This is a genomic window from Pseudomonas sp. NPDC078416 (assembly GCF_050268485.1).
Classification (GTDB): domain Bacteria; phylum Pseudomonadota; class Gammaproteobacteria; order Pseudomonadales; family Pseudomonadaceae; genus Aquipseudomonas.
On record NZ_JBNNGV010000008.1, the window covers coordinates 24768 to 42687 of the forward strand.

At 60.1% G+C, this 17920-nt stretch carries 15 protein-coding genes; 7 read left to right on the forward strand and 8 right to left on the reverse strand.

Annotation, left to right across the window (positions count from 1 at the left end):
- Nucleotides 1-217: 217 nt before the first annotated feature.
- Nucleotides 218-1339 carry a beta-ketoacyl-ACP synthase III gene (locus ACQKEN_RS10310; protein WP_427685372.1) on the forward strand — a complete coding sequence of 374 codons (1122 nt, stop codon included), beginning with the start codon at nt 218-220 and terminating at the stop codon, nt 1337-1339.
- Nucleotides 1340-1663: 324 nt separating this feature from the next.
- Here ACQKEN_RS10310 and ACQKEN_RS10315 read toward each other — a convergent pair whose 3' ends face one another.
- Nucleotides 1664-2983 carry a putative porin gene (locus ACQKEN_RS10315; RefSeq protein ID WP_427685373.1) on the reverse strand — a complete coding sequence of 440 codons (1320 nt, stop codon included), beginning with the start codon at nt 2981-2983 and terminating at the stop codon, nt 1664-1666.
- A 279-nt stretch (nt 2984-3262) separates the two neighbouring features.
- Between ACQKEN_RS10315 and ACQKEN_RS10320 the strand changes: the two genes are divergently transcribed.
- Nucleotides 3263-4390 (forward strand): GNAT family N-acetyltransferase, encoded by a 1128-nt coding sequence (locus ACQKEN_RS10320; RefSeq protein ID WP_427685374.1) that lies wholly within the window; start codon nt 3263-3265, stop codon nt 4388-4390.
- A gap of 161 nt (nt 4391-4551) precedes the next feature.
- On the opposite strand, the gene ACQKEN_RS10325 is transcribed toward ACQKEN_RS10320, so the two are convergent.
- From ACQKEN_RS10325 to ACQKEN_RS10335, 3 genes are all read right to left on the reverse strand, one after another.
- Nucleotides 4552-6384 (reverse strand): ABC transporter ATP-binding protein, encoded by a 1833-nt coding sequence (locus tag ACQKEN_RS10325; RefSeq protein WP_427685375.1) that lies wholly within the window; start codon nt 6382-6384, stop codon nt 4552-4554.
- Nucleotides 6385-6571: 187 nt separating this feature from the next.
- Nucleotides 6572-7129: a peptidylprolyl isomerase gene (locus ACQKEN_RS10330; protein WP_427685376.1), complete on the reverse strand. Its 558-nt coding sequence runs from the start codon at nt 7127-7129 to the stop codon at nt 6572-6574.
- 548 nt (nt 7130-7677) lie between these two features.
- Nucleotides 7678-8604, reverse strand: a complete 927-nt coding sequence (locus tag ACQKEN_RS10335; RefSeq protein ID WP_427685377.1) for a LysR family transcriptional regulator — start codon at nt 8602-8604, stop codon at nt 7678-7680.
- 50 nt (nt 8605-8654) lie between these two features.
- Between ACQKEN_RS10335 and ACQKEN_RS10340 the strand changes: the two genes are divergently transcribed.
- From ACQKEN_RS10340 to ACQKEN_RS10350, 3 genes are all read left to right on the forward strand, one after another.
- Nucleotides 8655-8969 carry a 3-phosphoglycerate kinase gene (locus ACQKEN_RS10340; RefSeq protein WP_065992674.1) on the forward strand — a complete coding sequence of 105 codons (315 nt, stop codon included), beginning with the start codon at nt 8655-8657 and terminating at the stop codon, nt 8967-8969.
- Between the two features lie 389 nt (nt 8970-9358).
- Nucleotides 9359-10225, forward strand: a complete 867-nt coding sequence (locus ACQKEN_RS10345) for a carboxylate/amino acid/amine transporter (RefSeq protein WP_427685378.1) — start codon at nt 9359-9361, stop codon at nt 10223-10225.
- Nucleotides 10226-10377: 152 nt separating this feature from the next.
- Nucleotides 10378-10614, forward strand: coding sequence for a hypothetical protein (locus ACQKEN_RS10350; protein ID WP_237254428.1), 237 nt, complete (start codon nt 10378-10380; stop codon nt 10612-10614).
- 118 nt (nt 10615-10732) lie between these two features.
- Here the strand turns inward: ACQKEN_RS10350 and ACQKEN_RS10355 are convergent, their stop codons facing one another.
- Nucleotides 10733-11653, reverse strand: coding sequence for an alpha/beta fold hydrolase (locus tag ACQKEN_RS10355; protein WP_427685379.1), 921 nt, complete (start codon nt 11651-11653; stop codon nt 10733-10735).
- Nucleotides 11654-11675: 22 nt separating this feature from the next.
- Complete coding sequence (locus ACQKEN_RS10360; protein WP_427685380.1) at nt 11676-12596, reverse strand: alpha/beta fold hydrolase; 921 nt, start codon at nt 12594-12596, stop codon at nt 11676-11678.
- A gap of 114 nt (nt 12597-12710) precedes the next feature.
- Between ACQKEN_RS10360 and ACQKEN_RS10365 the strand changes: the two genes are divergently transcribed.
- Complete coding sequence (locus tag ACQKEN_RS10365; protein ID WP_427685381.1) at nt 12711-13667, forward strand: cupin domain-containing protein; 957 nt, start codon at nt 12711-12713, stop codon at nt 13665-13667.
- A 32-nt stretch (nt 13668-13699) separates the two neighbouring features.
- Here the strand turns inward: ACQKEN_RS10365 and ACQKEN_RS10370 are convergent, their stop codons facing one another.
- A complete protein-coding gene (locus ACQKEN_RS10370) occupies nt 13700-14947 on the reverse strand; it encodes a PrpF domain-containing protein (RefSeq protein ID WP_427685382.1) in 1248 nt (415 codons plus the stop codon).
- A 93-nt stretch (nt 14948-15040) separates the two neighbouring features.
- Nucleotides 15041-16321 carry a mechanosensitive ion channel family protein gene (locus tag ACQKEN_RS10375; RefSeq protein ID WP_427685383.1) on the reverse strand — a complete coding sequence of 427 codons (1281 nt, stop codon included), beginning with the start codon at nt 16319-16321 and terminating at the stop codon, nt 15041-15043.
- A 180-nt stretch (nt 16322-16501) separates the two neighbouring features.
- Here ACQKEN_RS10375 and ACQKEN_RS10380 point away from each other — a divergent pair, with 180 nt between their 5' ends.
- Nucleotides 16502-17854, forward strand: coding sequence for a DEAD/DEAH box helicase (locus ACQKEN_RS10380; protein WP_074891698.1), 1353 nt, complete (start codon nt 16502-16504; stop codon nt 17852-17854).
- The last annotated feature ends 66 nt before the right edge of the window (nt 17855-17920 follow it).

Consider the following 17920-nt stretch of genomic DNA (forward strand, 5'->3'; position numbering starts at 1 on the left):
GTCAGGCGTGTACGTTCACCCCGATAGCGCGAAATGGCGGCCGTTATGGCAAACTTCGCGGCTAAACTTCATAGCGTCATAAAACATCCGTCGTCCGCCAAGCGGGTTGCTGCCTCGTTGCATTGGGACCTTCGTTCCAGATCGCCAACGCCCCCGCTTGTGCTGGCTGTTCAGCTGCTGCCGTCAATGAGCTGCTTTTATCTCGAGAGGAACGACCGTGTACGAAGTCGTGATCAGTGGCACCGGGCTTTTCACCCCCGCCAACAGTATTTCCAACGATGAGCTGGTGCAGTCTTTCAACACTTACGTTGCCCGGTTCAACGCCGAAAATGCCGCCGCTATCGAAGCGGGAGAGATTCAGGCACTGACGGAATCCAACGCGGCGTTCATCGAAAAAGCCAGCGGCATCAAAAGCCGGTACGTGATGGACAAGGACGGCATTCTCGACCCCCAGCGCATGAAGCCGCGCCTGCCCGAGCGCTCCAATGACGAATGGTCGATCCTCTGCGAGATGGGCGTTGCGGCGGCCAAGCAGGCCCTGCAGCGCGCTGGCAAAACTGCAGCCGACATCGACGGCGTGATTGTCGCCTGTTCGAATCTGCAACGCGCGTACCCGGCGATCTCCATCGAAATCCAGGCGGCGCTGGGCGTTCAGGGCTTCGGCTTTGACATGAACGTGGCGTGCTCATCGGCCACGTTCGGCATTCAGGCAGCATGCAACAGCGTCAAGCTGGGCCAGGCCCGCGCGCTGTTGGTCATCAGCCCGGAGATCTGCACCGCTCACCTTAACTTCCGCGACCGCGACAGCCACTTCATCTTCGGTGATGCCGCCACGGCGGTGGTGGTCGAGCGCGCTGACCTGGCGACCTCAAAGCATCAGTTCGACATCGTCGGCACCAAGCTGCTGACCACGTTCTCCAACAACATCCGCAACAACTTCGGTTTCCTCAACCGCACGGCGGAAGAGGGCGAAGGCAAGTCGGACAAGCTGTTCGTGCAGGAAGGCCGCAAGGTGTTCCGCGACGTCTGCCCGATGGTCGCCGAACTGGTGGCTGCGCACCTGGACGAGAACCAGCTGAACATCGGCGACGTGCAACGGTTCTGGCTGCATCAGGCCAACCTGAGCATGAACCACCTGATCGTGAAAAAACTGCTGGGCCGTGACGCCTCGGTCGAAGAAGCACCGGTGATCCTCGACCGCTACGCCAACACCAGCTCCGCAGGTTCGGTGATCGCGTTTCACGAGTACCAGGACGACCTGCCAAGCGGCGCGCTGGGTGTGCTCAGCTCGTTCGGCGCCGGGTATTCGATTGGTAGCGTGATTCTGCGCAAGAAATAACGCTCGCGGAATGACCGCGGTTGATGACGTAGGCGCGTGGCTTGTCCCGCGATCTGGCGCGCAGCGGCAGCAACACAATGAGTGCGGTGTGTCAGCAAGAATGGCGTGGCGAGGTTTAACGACTGCTGCGTAGCCGATCGCGGGACAAGCCACGCTCCTACAGAGTTCGGCGTATGGCATCGCAACAAAAAAGCCCGGCGTTGCTCTGTCGGAACGGATGATGGGGATCCGACAGGGCAACGGCGGGCTTGAGTTCTGTAGCAGCTTCAAACGGCAGGAGCACGCCGCTTGAAGCTTTCAGCTTGTAACTTGCAGCTGTCTCTCTTAAAACTTCGCCAGCACGTCCAGTTGCAGCGTGTTCGCATCCTGATCACGCGGCAGCGCAGAAGTCGCGAAGTCCGCTTTGGTCAGGAAGTACGTCGCGCCGACCGCGAAGTTCTTGTCGATGTCGTAGGAAATGGCCAGCTTGTGACCGCGCGAACCGGTAGTGCCGTTGGCGAAGTCGGAGTCGGTGAAAGCACCCACCACAGCGTTACGCTGGGTATCGCGGTAGTTGTAGTCCAGACCGAAACCGAACACCTTGGTTTTCACACCGGCCAACCAGGCGGTGTCTTCGTCGCTGTTGGTGGCGCTGTTGACCACGTACTGACCGTACAGGCCGACCGGTACCACGAAGCCTGTCAAATCCAGTTGACCGAAGCCTTCATACAGGCGGAAGTCAGTGGTGTTGTTGCCGTTGATGCTCAAGCCACAGAACGTCGTGCTGGTGCTGGCAGCGGCCGGATTACAGTCGTTGGAGTTCTCGTAGTTGTAGACCGAACCGCCGACCGTCATCTTCACGTTGTCGGTGATGGCGATCCGCGTACCCAACTGAGCGGCGTTCAGGCGCAGGTCGTTCTTGAACTGCGTCCCTTCACCGCTGATGTTGTCCTTGAGGGTGTAGGTGCCGGCGCTGCCGAACAGCTCGAAGCCCTTGTTGATCGGCAGGCTGTAAGTCGCGGCCAGACCTTCGGGGTTGATGTCGTTGTCCCAGATCACGTCGCCTTCGCTGACCCATGGCTGAGCCATCTTGCCGCCGATGACGTGCAGGTTCTGGATTGCGGTCGGGTGGTAATCGATGAAGCCCTGATCCAGCCACAGGTCTTTCTTGGTGAAGTAGTCGTTCTGGTCAACGTTGGTGGAGTTGGCCTTGTTGTCACCACCGGTGGCGATACGGATGCCGGTGCTGACTTGCGGGTTGATCTCGCTGTAGGCGCCGAGACGCACACGGATACGCTGACGGTTTTTGTCCTGGCTGTTGTTCTGGTCGTCGATCTTGACCGTTTCTTGCCGAACGCGAACGTCGCCTTTGAATTGAGTCTTGGCTGCCCATGCCACTTTCTGCTCGAAGGCAGACAGTTCGGATGACTTGGCAGCGGTGGCGGCGGCGATCTGGTCGGAGGTCGCTTTCTGGGCCTGTTGTTGAGCCAGCTGATCTTTACTCAGCTCGGTCTGCAGTTCGGCGTACTGGGCAGGTGAAATCGAGCCGTTGGCCTTGAGCATGTCGAGCAGTTTCGCGTCGACTGCGGCGCTGGCCGGAACGCTCATGGCCAGCAGCACACCACCACACAGGGCTGCCGCAGTTTTCGTGGAAGCAAGACGCATATCAATCTCCGTAATCGAGAAGGGATGACCGAATCATCCGGGGATCAACCGACCAAAGGCGGGCGGGAAAAAGTCCGAATTCTTAGAACCTGGGGCTCTAAAAACAGGCGCCAGTATTGCGGCCGTTTATGACGAAACGGTGGCGATGTGATGGCATGTCGATGACATGTGAAAATTTCGTTGGACCTGCGGGCTAGAGCGGTGCCGTGTGTAATTTCATGTGCAGAACAAGTGAATAGGTGATACTGCGCGCACGTCGGCTCGACCTGGAGTGGTGAGATGTCGTTACACCGTTTGGATAGACTGTCGGACCTTGCGCCTGAGCAGTGGGACGCCCTGATACCTGGCGACTCACCCTTTCTGCGCCATGGCTTTCTCAGTTCGCTGGAAGACAGCGGCAGCCTCGGGCCCCGTTCCGGCTGGCGCGCCGAGCACTTGCTGCATTACGAAGGCGAGCAACTCATCGCTGCGCTGCCGGCGTACCGCAAGTGGCACTCTTACGGCGAGTACGTCTTCGATCACGCCTGGGCGGACGCCTGCCGTCGCGCCGGTCTGGCCTATTACCCCAAGCTGCTGGTGGCGGTGCCGTTCAGTCCGGTAAGCGGGCCGCGGCTGTTGGCGAGGACTCCCGAGGATGGCCGCGAACTGCTCGCCTGTCTGCCGGGCTATGCCCAGGGCGAGGAGCTGTCCAGCGTTCACGTCAACTTCACCGACCCGGTCGCCGACGCGTTGCTTGCCGAACAACCCGGCTGGCTGCAGCGCATCGGCTGCCAGTACCACTGGCAGAACCGAGGCTATCGGGACTTTCAGGATTTCCTCGATGCCTTGAGCTCACGCAAGCGCAAGCAAATGCGCAAAGAGCGCGAGCAAGTGGCGGGGCAGGGTTTTGATTTCGACTGGCTCGAAGGGCACGAGCTGAGCGAGGCGCATTGGGATTTCGTCTACGCCTGCTATTCCAATACCTACGAAGTGCGTGGGCAAACGCCTTACCTCACGCGGGAATTCTTCAGTCTTGTCGCCGAGCGCATGCCCGAGGCGATACGTGTGGTGCTCGCGCGTCAGGGTTCACGTCCGGTAGCGATGGCGTTCAGCCTGATCGGCGGCGACAGTTTTTACGGTCGCTATTGGGGCTGCCTGGCCGAGTTTGATCGGCTGCACTTCGAGACGTGTTTCTATCAAGGCATGGATTACGCGATCGCCCACGGCTTCAAGCGCTTCGACGCCGGCGCCCAGGGGGAGCACAAGTTGATTCGTGGCTTCGAGCCGGTCATCACCCACTCGTGGCACTACCTGGCGCACCCGGGATTGAGAGAAGCGGTAGCGGATTTTCTGACCCAGGAACGGGCGGGGATTCTGGCGTACGCCGAAGAAGCGCGAGGGGCGTTGCCGTATCGGCAAGCGGATTGAAGATGAACGCGATGCGGCAGCCACCATCGATGTGCCTGACCCGTCGCATTCCTCTGTAGGAGCCGGCTTGCTGGCGAACCCGATTTGCCATTCACCCTCCATGGGCTCGGGCAATCGCGTTCGCCAGCAAGCCGGCTCCTATGGTTCGCGCGGTGTCTTGATCAATCGACCCCGACAAACCCACCCGTCTGATGCGCCCATAACCGCGCATACAAACCTTTGTGGGCCAGCAGCTCGCCATGGGTCCCGCTTTCAGCGATCACGCCGTTTTCCAGCACGATCAGGCGATCCATCCGTGCGATGGTCGACAGCCGGTGGGCAATCGCGATCACCGTCTTGCCCTGCATCAGGGTTTCCAGGCTCTCTTGAATTGCCGCTTCCACTTCCGAATCCAGCGCTGACGTCGCTTCGTCCATGATCAGGATCGGCGCGTCCTTGAGCAGCACGCGGGTGATGGCGATGCGCTGACGCTGACCACCGGACAGCTTGACGCCGCGTTCGCCAACATGGGCATCCAGCCCGGTGCGGCCCTCGGAATCCGTCAACAACGGGATGAACTCGTCGGCGCGGGCCTTGCGCATGGCTTCCCACAACTCAGCGTCGGTCGCATCCGGTTTGCCATACAGCAGGTTGTCGCGGATCGAGCGGTGCAAGAGCGATGTGTCCTGGGTGATCATGCCGATATGCGAACGCAGGCTCTCCTGAGCGACGTGGGAAATGTCCTGATCATCAATCAGGATTCGCCCGCCTTGTACGTCGTACAAACGCAGCAGCAGATTCACCAAGGTGGATTTACCCGCGCCCGACGGCCCGATCAAACCAATTTTCTCGCCCGCCTTGATGTCCAGGTTCAGGCCGTGAATCACGCCCTTGCCCTTGCCGTACTGGAAGTTGAGGTCCTGGAATTTCACCTCGCCACGGCTGACGGCCAGCTTTGGCGCCGCGTCCCGATCGGTGATACCCACCGGCTGCGCAATGCTCTGCAGACCGTCCTGCACCATGCCGATGTTTTCGAAAATCCCGTTGACCACCCACATGATCCAGCCAGACATGTTGACGATGCGAATCGCCAGACCGGTCGCCAGCGCAATCGCGCCCACCGAAATCAACGACTGGGTCCACAGCCATAACGCCAGGCCCGTGGTGGTAACAATCAGAATGCCGTTGAGGGTGGTGATCACGGTGTCCATTTCGGTGATGACGCGGCCTGCCAGCTGGGTCTTCTCGGTCTGTTCGCTGATGGCTTCGCGGGCGTACTGCTGCTCCGAATTGGTGTGGGCAAACAGCTTGAGCGTGGCAATGTTGGTGTAGCCATCGACGATGCGGCCCATCAGCTTGGAGCGCGCGTCAGAGGAGATGACCGAGCGGGCTTTCACCCGTGGCACGAAGTACCACAGCGCCAGAATGAACGCGAAAATCCAGCTCAGCAGTGGAATCATCAGGCGCCAGTCAGCCTCGGCAAACAGCACCAGCGCGCTGATCGAATAGATCAGTACGTGCCACAACGCGTCTACCGACTGCACCGCCGAATCACGCAGCGCGTTGCCGGTCTGGACGATGCGTTGGGCGATGCGCCCGGCGAAGTCGTTCTGGAAGAAATTCAGGCTCTGCTTGAGCACGTAACTGTGGTTCTGCCAGTTGATCATGCTGGTCATGCCGGGGCTGATGGTCTGATGCACCAGCAGGTCATGCAGGGCGACAAAAATGGGTCGCAGCACCAGCGCGACGACGACCATCCACGTCAGCTCGAACGCATGTTCACGGAAGAAATTCGGGTTGGGCGTGCCCTGGGCCAGATCGATGATGCGGCTCAGGTAGCTGAACAGCGAGACTTCGATCAGCGCGCCGATCAGTCCGACCACCAGCAGCGCGGCGAAACTGGGCCACACTTGACGCAGGTAATACACATAGAACGATGTGACGGTGTTGGGCGGGGCGGCGGTGGGGGCTTCGCGGAAGATATCGATCAGCTGTTCAAAACGGCGATAGAGCATTGGCAATGACGCCCACGCTTGAGCGGGCTCTCCTTTGAATGGGGTGATATGCAGCGGCTTGAGAGCAGCTCAATGACGGTCTTCGGTTCAGACCACATGAAAACGTGATTGCTCACGCTGATTCAAGGGCCGACGCCTGAAAATGCAAAAGCCGGGCGGGCGCCCGGCTTTTGCGCTTGCAGCAAGCTTAGTTCACGCGCTTGGCCGTCTTGATGTAGATCGGGTCCAGCGGTACGTTCTGCATCCCGCCCTTGTTGCCGGTCTGGACGTTGACGATCTGGTCAACGACGTCCATGCCTTTCACGACTTTACCGAACACGGCATAACCGTAGTCACGGGCGCCGTGGTCGAGCATTGCGTTGTCAACGACGTTGATGAAGAACTGGCTGGTGGCCGAGTTCACGTCCGAGGTCCTTGCCATGGCGACGGTGCCGCGCACGTTGTGCAGGCCGTTATCAGCTTCGTTCTTGATCGGGTCGTTGGTGGGCTTCTGTTGCATCTGCGCCGTGAAACCGCCGCCCTGCACCATGAAGCCCGGGATCACGCGGTGGAAAATGGTGTTGTTGTAAAAGCTGCTGTCGACGTACTTGAGGAAGTTCTGGGTGCTGACGGGCGCCTTGTCCTGGTTCAGCTCGATTTCCACATCGCCGAAGCTGGTGGTCAGCACAACGTGAGGCGCCGGAGCGGCCATCAAATGACCGGCGAACAACACGGCAGCGGCGGAGAGGGCGATTTTCTTCAGCATGGGCAGAGTCCTGAAATTGATGTCGACTGCGAAAAAACAGGCCGTAAGGGAAGCACGTTTGCGGGGATTTGGACAGTAGGGCATGCCACGCGCTGATTTCAGTGGGACCGGCTTCAGCCGGGAAGAGGCCAATGTGAACACCCTCGAATTTGCGGTGTAACGCCCGACGCCTTCCCGGCTAAAGCCGGTCCCACTGACTGCACGCATTGTTGTTGTGGGACCGGCTTCAGCCGGGAAGAGGCCAATGTGAACACCCTCGAATTTGCGGTGTAACGCCCGACGCCTTCCCGGCTAAAGCCAGTGCCACTGACTGCACGCATTGTTCTTGTGGGACCGGCTTCAGCCGGGAAGAGGCCAATGTGAACACCCTCGAATTTGCGGTGTGACGCCCGGCGCCTTCCCGGCTAAAGCCGGTCCCACTGACTGCACGCATTGTTCTTGTGGGACCGGCTTCAGCCGGGAAGAGGCCAGCATGATCACCCTCGAATTTGCGGTGTGACGCCCGACGCCTTCCCGGCTAAAGCCAGTCTTACTGATTGACGCGTTCCTCAAAGCATCTGCTGCGGCACCGGGAAGGGCACATCCAGCGGCGCGGTATCGAAACTCTGGATCAGCTCAATCAGAATCTGCGTCGCAGGCCCGAGCGGTTTGTCCTTGCTGGAATAAAGATAAAACGTCGGATGCCGGCTCCCGCCCTTGTCCAGCGGCAGGATCTTCAGCAGCCCCTCCTGAATCTCCCGCTCGATGACGTGGCGCGGCAGCCAGGCAAACCCCAAACCGCTGCTGACGAAAGCAGCGGCCGTCGCCAAGCTGCCAACCGTCCAGCGCTGTTCGGCACCGAGCCAGCCGACATCGCGCGGCTGGTTGCGCCCGGAGTCACGGATCACCACCTGCAACTGGCTTTCGAGGTCCTGGAAATTCAGCTCGCGCTGCAACTGATGCAGGGCATGCCCGGGGTGAGCGACGGCGACGAACTCGACCTTGCTCATCTCATTGCCGAGATAACCCGGAATACTGAAGCCACTGATGGCGAGATCGGCTACACCTTCCAGCAACACTTCCTCCACGCCCGACAGCACTTCCTCACGCAGCCGCACCCGACATCCGCGGCTCTGCGGCATAAAGGCTGTCAGGGCCCGCACCAGTCGCGCGTTCGGGTAGGCAGCGTCGACCACCAGACGCACCTCGGCTTCCCAGCCCTGTTCCATGTGGTGGGCCAGGTCTTCCAGCTGGCTGGCGTTCTTCACCAGTTGCCGCGAGCGCCGCAACAACACCTCGCCGGCCTCGGTCAGCACCGCTTTGCGGCCGTCGATTCGCAACAGCGGAACGCCGAGCTGGTCCTGCATCCTGGCGACGGTGTAGCTGACCGACGACTGCGAACGGTGCAGCGCTTCGGCGGCCTGAGCAAAGCCGCCATGGTCGACAACGGCTTGCAGCGTGCGCCATTGATCAAGGGTCACGCGGGGCGCTTTCATCTCTCGCTCCTGTTGTCCTAAGCTGGCGGTCCCTGAATGGAGACTGCCCCATGAAAAGAATCTGTTGTGTGCTGCTGGCGATGCTGCCGCTGAGTGCGTTCGCCTACCCGATCGACGTCGAGAAAGACATCAAGGGTGTGCAGGTCGACTACAACAGTCATGACGTCGCCTACGACATCGGCAACATCACCCTGAATAACTTTGGCGATGTTCCCGCCAAATGCAGCGTGGTCTTTCGCAACGGGCCGGAAGCCCCGCGTACGCGCCGGGTTCAGGTCGCGCCGAAGAGCAGCACCGAAGTCACCGCCAAGTTCACCCGCGACATCGTCAAGTTGCGCATCTCCCTGAGCTGCGAGCCTCTATAACCGGCGCCTCAGCGTCGATGAAGCGTACTTCGGCTTCGTCGATAAAACAAATTATTAGATGGGTTCGGGTCGATAGTCGTCTTCTTTGATCGAGACGGCTGCCCCAGGCAGGCTGAGGTGATTGCCCTCTGAGCGCTGGTTCGGTATCGGCCCCGGTCCCTTAATCGCCCGTTAATCCCGCCGCCTGATGATGCTCGCGTTCATCGACACTCCATTGGCACTCGTTCGCTCCTGAGTGCATTGCCCGATCGACCCGCAGGACTGCGCCGGGTCGATCGGGTTTTTTCTTTCCGGGTCCGGAATCGCCGCAAACGGTGGCGAGCCGGCCTGCTCAATAGACACGCCATGGCCAACCGGCTAAGGTCGCCGCCTTCAAAAAAGGGGCAACCATGGGCTATCTACTTTTCGTGACGCTGATTCAGGCGTTTTCCTTCAGCCTGATTGGCGTTTATCTGGCCGGGCACGTCGACAGCTACTTTGCCGTGCTGCTGAGGGTTGTCTTGGCCGGTCTGGTCTTCATCCCGCTGACACGCTGGCGTCGGGTCGAGCCGCCCTTCATGCGCGGCATGCTGTTGATCGGTGCGCTGCAATTCGGGGTCACCTACGTCTGCCTGTACCTGAGCTTCCGCGTCCTGACGGTCCCCGAAGTGCTGCTGTTTACCATCCTCACGCCGCTTCACGTCACGCTGATCGAAGACGCCCTCAATCGGCGCTTCAATCCATGGGGCCTGTTGGCGGCGTTGGTCGCGGTGCTCGGCGCGGTCATCATCCGTTACGACCGGGTCGATCCGGATTTCCTCGGCGGCTTCCTGCTGCTGCAGGTGGCGAACTTCACCTACGCCGCAGGGCAGGTGCTCTACAAGCACTTGGTCGCCCGTCATCCCAGCGATCTGCCGCATTACCGCCGCTTCGGCTACTTCTACCTCGGCGCCCTGGCCGTGGCGCTGCCGGCGTTTCTGCTATTCGGCAACCCGCAGCATCTGCCGGATGCACCTCAACAGTGGGTGGTGTTGCTATTCCTCGGTCTGTGTTCCACCGCGCTGGGCATGTACTGGTGGAACAAAGGCGCGTGCCTGGTCAACGGCGCCACACTGGCGGTGATGAATAACCTGCATGTGCCGGTGGGGCTGCTGATCAATCTGTTGATCTGGGGGCAGAACGAGGACCTCGGCAAGCTGTTTTTAGGCGGGCTGGTGATTGTTTCATCGGTGTGGATCAGTCGCCGCGGTCTTGTTCAGCGCCGAGCCGTTCTCTGAAACAGCCGGGTTAGACGCCCGCGTCACCGACATCAGCGAGGGTGATGTTAGATATCTTCATGCGTGGTTTTTCATGTTGGGACCAACCGAATAGATTGGCCCCAACGAAACAACTTAACCCACTTACCAGCAACTACGCGGAGATCTACATCATGAAAAAGTCCATCGCCTTCGGTTTCGCATTGTCCATCCTGGCTGCCGGTTCTGCCTTCGCCAGCCCTGAGCACATCAACCAACGCGCCATCGTCGACGCTTCCAGCGCTACCGTTCTGGACAGCAAAGTCGCCAGCAAAGAGGCGGTCAAGCCTTTCGCTACCCAGACTTCCGGCACCGTCACCGTTGCTGAAAACCGCAAAGAGTTTGGTTCGAGCTACCAGCGTTATCAGTAAGTCGTTGGGTGTTTAAATACCCAAAACATAAGCCCGGCAATTGCCGGGCTTTTTGTTGTTTGAATAAAAGTGCGTCGGGTTTACTCCTTGTTCACCCTAAGCTCATATCAACTTGCTTTCATATGTCATTGAATGTCTGTGCTCGCAAGAAGGGGACGAGTGCTGCCAGTACTTGTTCTGAAGCATCTTCTGGCTGCAAATGCCCACCCCGCGTTGAGCTGCCGGTAACGTCAGTTGCCCAGCGCCGCCAGATGTCGATGGGTGTCGGGCGGTTATCAGCGTGATCGGCATTTGGCCATAGCACCAGCACCGGGCACCGCAGCTTTCGCCCTGCCGCGACGTCTGCTTCGTCCAGCGCAAGATCTTCATCCAGCGCAGACCGGTAATCTTCAATCATGGCTTGACGCACCGAAGGTCTGCGGAATGCTGCCCGGTAAGCTTCCATGGCCGCCGCTTCGATCACCTCTCGACCCTCAGTCATCTTCTCCAGCGCAAAATCGATGAACGCATCCGGATCAGCAGCCAGCAAGCGCTCGGGCAGATCCGCCTGCTGACCAAGCAGAAACCAGTGAAACGCCTTTGTAGCGCCGCGAAAATCCATTGATGTCAGCGCATCCAGAGTCGGCACCACGGTGAGTGAGGCGAACGCGTTAATTCGCTCAGGGTAATCAAGGGCCATGCGATATCCCGCCCGCGCCCCTCGGTCATGACCCACGACTGAAAATTGCCCGTGCCCAAGCTTTTCCATTAGGGCGACCAGTGCATCCCCGACACGTCGCTTGGTCCATCGTGGCGTTGTTTGTCTGATTTGGCTCGAACCGTACCCCGGGAGATCCGGGATGATCACGGTGTGGCTCAGCGCCAACGCTGGAGCAACCCGCCTCCAGGCAATGTGGGTCTGCGGATATCCGTGGAGCAGCAGCACTGGCGGGCCATGACCACCGATGACCCCGGCGAATCGAACGCCACCCGCTTCCGTATCGAGTGGCTGGAAGCCAGAAAAAAAGGGTGTGGATGTTGTACGTGTCAGCTCTGACATCAGGCAGCCTCTTTATCAACCTCTAGCGATCGCGGGCTGCGTTCACAGACGTGTCCATGAACTGAACCAGATCCCGATTGAAGCGCGCGGCCTCTTCCAGAAACGGCGCATGACCCGAGTTCTGGTACAGCTTTGTCTGAATGCGAGCATTCAACTGCCTGGCGCGGGCGATGCTGGGCTGAACCTGAACCAGCGCATCCTTATCGCCATACACCATCAGGACCGGCACACGCGCCTTGGGCAGTCCTTCGGCCACGGCAACGGTCATTGAGGGCGTGGCGCGGGTCATCGGCCATGAAGCCATGGAAGCATTGGATAACAGCCGCTCGAAGGTAGGTGCATCCGGCTGGGTGTGGAAACAGAGCGCCAGAAAGCTGCGCACGGCGTCCAGATGGGTTTTCAGGTCCTCGGACGCCAAGCCTGCGTACACGTCGGGGTGGGTAGTGATCAGCGCAGCGTTGAGTTCGATGACGCCGTCGACGTACATGATCCCGCCGATATCAGCGTCCCCATAGGCTGCGAGGTAGTTCGACATGACCACGCCGCCCAATGACCAGCCGACCAATAGGGGCTTTTTGGTGCCTGTCGCCTTGAGCACGGCGGCCAGATCATCGGCGTACCGGCGCCCGTCGGTATAGGCATCAGTATTTTCCGGCTTGTCGGAGAGGCCATGACCGCGCAGGTCGTAGGTGATCATGCGATAGCGTTGCAACTCGGGACTGCTGATCTGCTTTTCCCAGTTAAGCCGGCTGCCCAAGAGGCCATGAATGAAGACGATGGCAGGGCCTTGCGGATTGCCTGATTCCTGCACCGCCAGCTTGATGCCATCCGGCGCAGTCACGGTGTAGCTGCGATCTGCGGCCATGCTCAGTGAGGAGAGGCCACCCAACAAGAGGACCGCGCAGGTGCCGCGCAGCATTCGGGTAAAACGAGGGTAATTCATGGGACTGCTTCCTGACTTCGAGGTGAGAAGCAAAGTCTAGGCAGGGTTGGCGGGACGTTCTATGATCAAAAAAACTTCCTGTTTGATCATTCGTCCTGGTGTGAGCCCTTCTTCATGCATCCTTCTTCCAGTGCCCTAGTGAGTGAATTGCTTTCAGGCATGCGCTTGTTCGGCGTGCAATTCCGCCGAATGGAAGTTTCAGTCTCACAGGGCATTGGCTTCAACAACGAAGTGGGGCGGGCTCAGTTTCATTTCGTAGGGCGTGGGCCACTCTGGTTGCGAACCCCCGGCGGCCATCTTCATCGGCTCGATACCGGGGATGCCGTGCTCATCCCTCATGGAGGCCCCCATGCGGTATTGGCTTCTGAATATACCCGCGCAACCGATGTGAAGCCCTTTGCTCTGGACGCTTTGGCTGGAAATGACTGCAGTGAAAAGTCCCTCTTCGATCAGGGCAGAGAAAGCCAGGCGCCGGTAATGTTCAGTTGTTGCATGACGCTGGAGCTCGGTGGCATGCAGCCTTTGGTGACGGCCATGCCAGAGGTGTTGCAGGTGAGTACGCTGCTTGAATCGTCGCCCGAGATCCGCCCCATGCTCGATGCGATGGCGCGCGAGTCGCTGACCCTGCAAGCGGGGCACATGGGAATCCTCGCCCGCCTAGCCGAAGTGGTTGCCGCCCTTATCGTACGAGGCTGGGTGGCCGGCGGATGCGGCGGCGCCTCGGGCTGGTTGAGCGCGCTGCAGGATCCCCGGCTCAGCAGGGCGCTTGTCATGATGCACAAACACCCCGGCAGAAGCTGGACAGTGGCAATGCTTGCAAACGAAGCCGGGCAATCCCGCTCGGTGTTTGCCCAGCGGTTTTTCCTCGCAACCGGCGTCACTCCGCTGCGATACCTGACGGACTTGAGAATGCGTCTGGCGGTTTTACGGTTGAGTCGCGAACGTCAATCGGTTGAAACCGTCGCAAGCGAGCTGGGTTACGGGTCATTGGCCGCGTTCAGCCGCGCGTTCAAACGGTCGGTGGGCATGTCGCCTGGGGCGGTGCGCGTCAGGAGCGCCAAAACCGACTAATGGCCGGGTCTCGAACCCGTCGAGTTGCCCGCTCAATCCACGATGCCCATGGCTGCGGAGAGCGTACTGACGAGTTCCGCTGAGGCCCGGTAAAGCGGGACATACCCTCGCATGAGGATCTGCGCACTGCGACGGTAGGCCGCGCTGGTTATTTTGATCTCGCCGCCTTCCAGCGCAGCGACCACCGTAGCGTCCAAACGCCCGGCGGGGTTTTCGATACTGACCTCCACACCGGCGAACTCAGTGCCCAAAGCAGCAATTCCCGTCGCCACCCGGTGCGCGGTAGTGCCGGGTATCAAGCAGGCTGCCGCCAGACAGCAACCGCCCGAGACGGCCATCGACGCATGCCCGGTCTGGGGGGTGAAGTAACGAACCGCGATATTGCCGCCATTGCGAGGAGCGCCAACGATGCACACTTTCGGAATGGTTTCGCTGCGTTCGATGTCGGCCCGACTCATCAATTCACCGTCCCTGCGGCGCAGACGCATCTTCAAGCCGGATTCAACCCAGACCTCTCGCAGCGCTTCCATGAAGAGCAGGTCGGCCTCAAGCTCGGCGATGGGCTCGTGGCCCGTTTTCCCGAAGCTGCTTGCCTGAGCAATGACCATTGGCACCGCCACATCGACGCACGACACTTCATGCCCTGCGATGACATCCATCACCGCGCCTGTGGGTAGCAGCGCCCCGGTCTTGTTGCCGACAGGCGACTGCAAGAACAGATCCACACTAGGAAAGGCGCCCGTCACCCCAGGAATTTCAGCGGTGGCGAAATGGCCGTGTTCATCGCATTTCATTCGCGCAATGGTAAGCACGCCCGTGTTGGTGTTCTTTATCTCGATATCGCAGGTCTGACCCCGCGGCTGTTGGCACAAACCAGCATCGATCGCCCACAACGGCAGGGCGCTGGACATGTTTCCGCAGTTGACGCTCCAATCGATATCAGCATGGTCGCTGGCCAATTGGGCGAGCGTACTGATCAGGCGTATGCCATTGGCTGTCTGCTCGACCCCCATCAGGAACACCTTGTTACTGGTCGCGGGTCCGCGTCCGAGCCCCGTTATCTGGCGGTTGCCGCGTTCGGTACCGGCCTGCGGGACGCCCATCAAATGTCGCAGGAGTTCAGCGCGCAGGGACTCGTCCTGGGGCAGAAGCGCCTCCCAGACCACGATGCCGGTCGACGTCCCGCCGCGCATGTAATGCACGGGTATCTCAAGGACGGCTGAATGGGATCGGATGGTTGGCGCAAAGCCAGCCGGGGAATATGCGTCTTCGGTAGTCATTGGAAGCTCCGTACATTCGGGAAGTGAATCAATGACGCTCTCGAGTGCGCGATGAGCACGTTCGCTTTCTGCCGTGTTGATGATTTCAGGTGCTCACTCCACCCGTGCGGGGCGGTCTGGCTTCATCTTCTCCAGCCCCATCCGTAAATCCGCCCCACTGGGCTGCTGATAAACCCCCAGCCCGAACTCCGGCAGCACGGCCAGCAGGTAGTCGAAGATATCCCCCTGAATCCGCTCATAGTCACCCCAACTGGTGGTGCGGGTGAAGCAGTAGATTTCCAGCGGAACGCCCTGGGCCGTGGCCTCCATCTGGCGGACCATGCAGGTCATGTCCGGGTGAATATCGACGTGGCTCTTCAGGTACGCCAGCGCGTAGGCGCGGAACGTGCCGATGTTGGTGATGCGCCGGCGATTGGCTGACATTTCGGCGACGTTGCCCTGCGCTTCGTTCCATGCCTTGAGCTCGGATTTCTTGCGGCCCATGTAATCCGTCAGCAAGCGAACCTGGGTCAGCTTCTGTTCCTCTTCATCTGAGACGAACCGCACGCCGCTGGCGTCGATGAACAGGCTGCGCTTGATCCTGCGCCCACCGGATTGCTGCATGCCGCGCCAGTTCTTGAACGACTCGGACATCAGGCGCCAGGTCGGGATCGAGACGATGGTCTTGTCGAAGTTCTGCACCTTGACGGTGTGCAGGGTGATGTCCACCACATCGCCGTCGGCACCGACCTGCGGCATTTCGATCCAGTCCCCCACCCGCAGCATGTCGTTGCTGGTCAGTTGCACGCTGGCGACGAAGGACAGCAGGGTGTCTTTGTAGACCAGCAGAATCACCGCCGACATCGCGCCGAGGCCGGAAAGCAGCAATAACGGCGACCGATCAATCAGCGTGGCAACGATGATGATCCCGGCGAACACGTACAGGATCATTTTTGTCAGCTGCACGTAGCCCTTGATCGAGCGGGTGCGGGCGTGTTCGGTGCGCGCGTAGATGTCCAGCAACGCGTTGAGCAGCGCGCCGACGGTGAGCATGAGGAAGAGGATGGTGAACGCCAGCGCGATGTTGCCGAGCACGTGATTGGCGGCTGTGCTGAGGTTCGGGACCAGATTAAGACCAAACTGGATCACCACTGAGGGCGTGACCTGGGCCAGTCGGTGGAAAACTTTGTTGTGCAGAAAGTCATTGAGCCAGAACAGCGACGGCTGGCGGCTCAGCGCCTTCGTGGCGTAGAGGATCACCCATCGCGCCAGCCGCCCAAGCACGAAGGCGGCAATCAGCAGCAGCACCAGACCGGTGATCGTGCGCAGCATTGGCTGGTTTTCCAGCAGCGTCCAGATTTCCTGGGCGCGTAGCCAAAGCGAATGGGTGTCCATGGGCGCTGGATCTCCTGATCAGAAATGGGGGGCGCGATTAGAGCATTGATAGGGAAGCGAGGGCAGGGTAGGCCAAATCCGGTAACAAAATAGGCCCTTTGAGCTAAAGAGGCTCGGCGAATCAGGCGTAAACCGGTACCCTATGTGACTGTTTTTTTGTATTACGCCGAGGTAACACCCGTGTTCTCCCAATTCGCCCTGCACGAACGCCTGCTAAAAGCCGTGGCCGAACTCAATTTCGTCGAGCCTACGCCTGTGCAAACAGCGGCCATTCCGCTGGCGCTGGAAGGACACGATCTCCGGGTGACGGCGCAGACCGGCAGCGGCAAGACTGCCGCGTTCGTGTTACCGATGCTCAATCGCCTGATGGGCCCGGCCAAGGTCCGCGTCGACATCCGCGCCGTGATCCTGCTGCCGACCCGCGAACTGGCCCAGCAGACGCTCAAGGAAGTGGAGCGGTTCTCCCAGTTCACCTTCATCAAGGCTGGCCTGATCACCGGCGGCGAAGACTTCAAGGTCCAGGCCGCCATGCTGCGCAAGGTGCCGGACATCCTCATCGGTACGCCGGGCCGCCTGCTGGAGCAACTCAACGCGGGCAACCTCGATCTCAAGCAGGTTGAACTGCTGGTGCTCGATGAAGCCGACCGCATGCTCGACATGGGTTTTGCCGAAGACGTCGAGCGTCTGGCCGGCGAGTGCGCCAATCGTCAGCAGACCATGCTGTTCTCGGCCACCACCGGTGGTTCGGGCCTGCGCGAAATGATCGGCAAAGTCCTGAAAGACCCGCAGCACCTGCAGGTCAACAGTGTCAGCGAACTGGCTCCGGGCACCCGTCAGCAGATCATCACCGCCGACCATAACGTGCACAAGGAACAGGTCCTCAACTGGCTGCTGGCCAACGAGACCTACCAGAAAGCAATCATCTTCACCAACACGCGCGCCATGGCCGACCGCATTTACGGCCGTCTCGTGGCGCTCGAGTACAAAGCATTCGTGCTGCACGGGGACAAAGACCAGAAGGACCGCAAGCTGGCGATTGATCGTCTGAAGCAGGGCGGCGTGAAGATCCTGGTGGCGACCGATGTCGCGGCCCGTGGCCTGGACGTCGACGGCCTGGACATGGTCATCAACTTCGACATGCCGCGCACCGGCGACGACTACGTTCACCGCATTGGCCGCACCGGCCGTGCCGGTGGCGAAGGTCTGGCGATCTCGCTGATCACCCACGGTGACTGGAATCTGATGTCCAGCATCGAGCGCTACCTGAAGCAGAAGTTCGAGCGCCGCACCATCAAGGAAGTCAAAGGCACCTACACCGGGCCGAAAAAGGTCAAGGCGTCGGGCAAGGCTGTCGGCGTGAAGAAGAAAAAAACCGATGGCAAAGGTGACAAGAAGGGCGACAAAAAGAAGGCCGTCGCCAAGGGGCCGACCAAACGCAAGTCGGTAAATCGTCCGAAGGCCGAGCCTTTGGTCAGCCAGGACGGGATGGCGCCGCTGAAAAAGCGCGTCACGCGTCCGCCCGTCGCTGAATAATCCGCTTTTGCCTCCCGGCCAGCCCGCTGAACGGCTGGCCCTCCACCGGGTCACAACCACTGAGCA

Coding starts and splice junctions, on each gene's coding strand:
- ACQKEN_RS10315 (WP_427685373.1), bottom strand. CDS start 2,983: ATGCGTCTTGCTTCCACGAAAACTGCGGCAGCCCTGTGTGGTGGTGTG.
- ACQKEN_RS10320 (WP_427685374.1), top strand. CDS start 3,263: ATGTCGTTACACCGTTTGGATAGACTGTCGGACCTTGCGCCTGAGCAG.
- ACQKEN_RS10325 (WP_427685375.1), bottom strand. CDS start 6,384: ATGCTCTATCGCCGTTTTGAACAGCTGATCGATATCTTCCGCGAAGCC.
- ACQKEN_RS10330 (WP_427685376.1), bottom strand. CDS start 7,129: ATGCTGAAGAAAATCGCCCTCTCCGCCGCTGCCGTGTTGTTCGCCGGT.
- ACQKEN_RS10335 (WP_427685377.1), bottom strand. CDS start 8,604: ATGAAAGCGCCCCGCGTGACCCTTGATCAATGGCGCACGCTGCAAGCC.
- ACQKEN_RS10340 (WP_065992674.1), top strand. CDS start 8,655: ATGAAAAGAATCTGTTGTGTGCTGCTGGCGATGCTGCCGCTGAGTGCG.
- ACQKEN_RS10345 (WP_427685378.1), top strand. CDS start 9,359: ATGGGCTATCTACTTTTCGTGACGCTGATTCAGGCGTTTTCCTTCAGC.
- ACQKEN_RS10350 (WP_237254428.1), top strand. CDS start 10,378: ATGAAAAAGTCCATCGCCTTCGGTTTCGCATTGTCCATCCTGGCTGCC.
- ACQKEN_RS10355 (WP_427685379.1), bottom strand. CDS start 11,653: ATGTCAGAGCTGACACGTACAACATCCACACCCTTTTTTTCTGGCTTC.
- ACQKEN_RS10360 (WP_427685380.1), bottom strand. CDS start 12,596: ATGAATTACCCTCGTTTTACCCGAATGCTGCGCGGCACCTGCGCGGTC.
- ACQKEN_RS10365 (WP_427685381.1), top strand. CDS start 12,711: ATGCATCCTTCTTCCAGTGCCCTAGTGAGTGAATTGCTTTCAGGCATG.
- ACQKEN_RS10370 (WP_427685382.1), bottom strand. CDS start 14,947: ATGACTACCGAAGACGCATATTCCCCGGCTGGCTTTGCGCCAACCATC.
- ACQKEN_RS10375 (WP_427685383.1), bottom strand. CDS start 16,321: ATGGACACCCATTCGCTTTGGCTACGCGCCCAGGAAATCTGGACGCTG.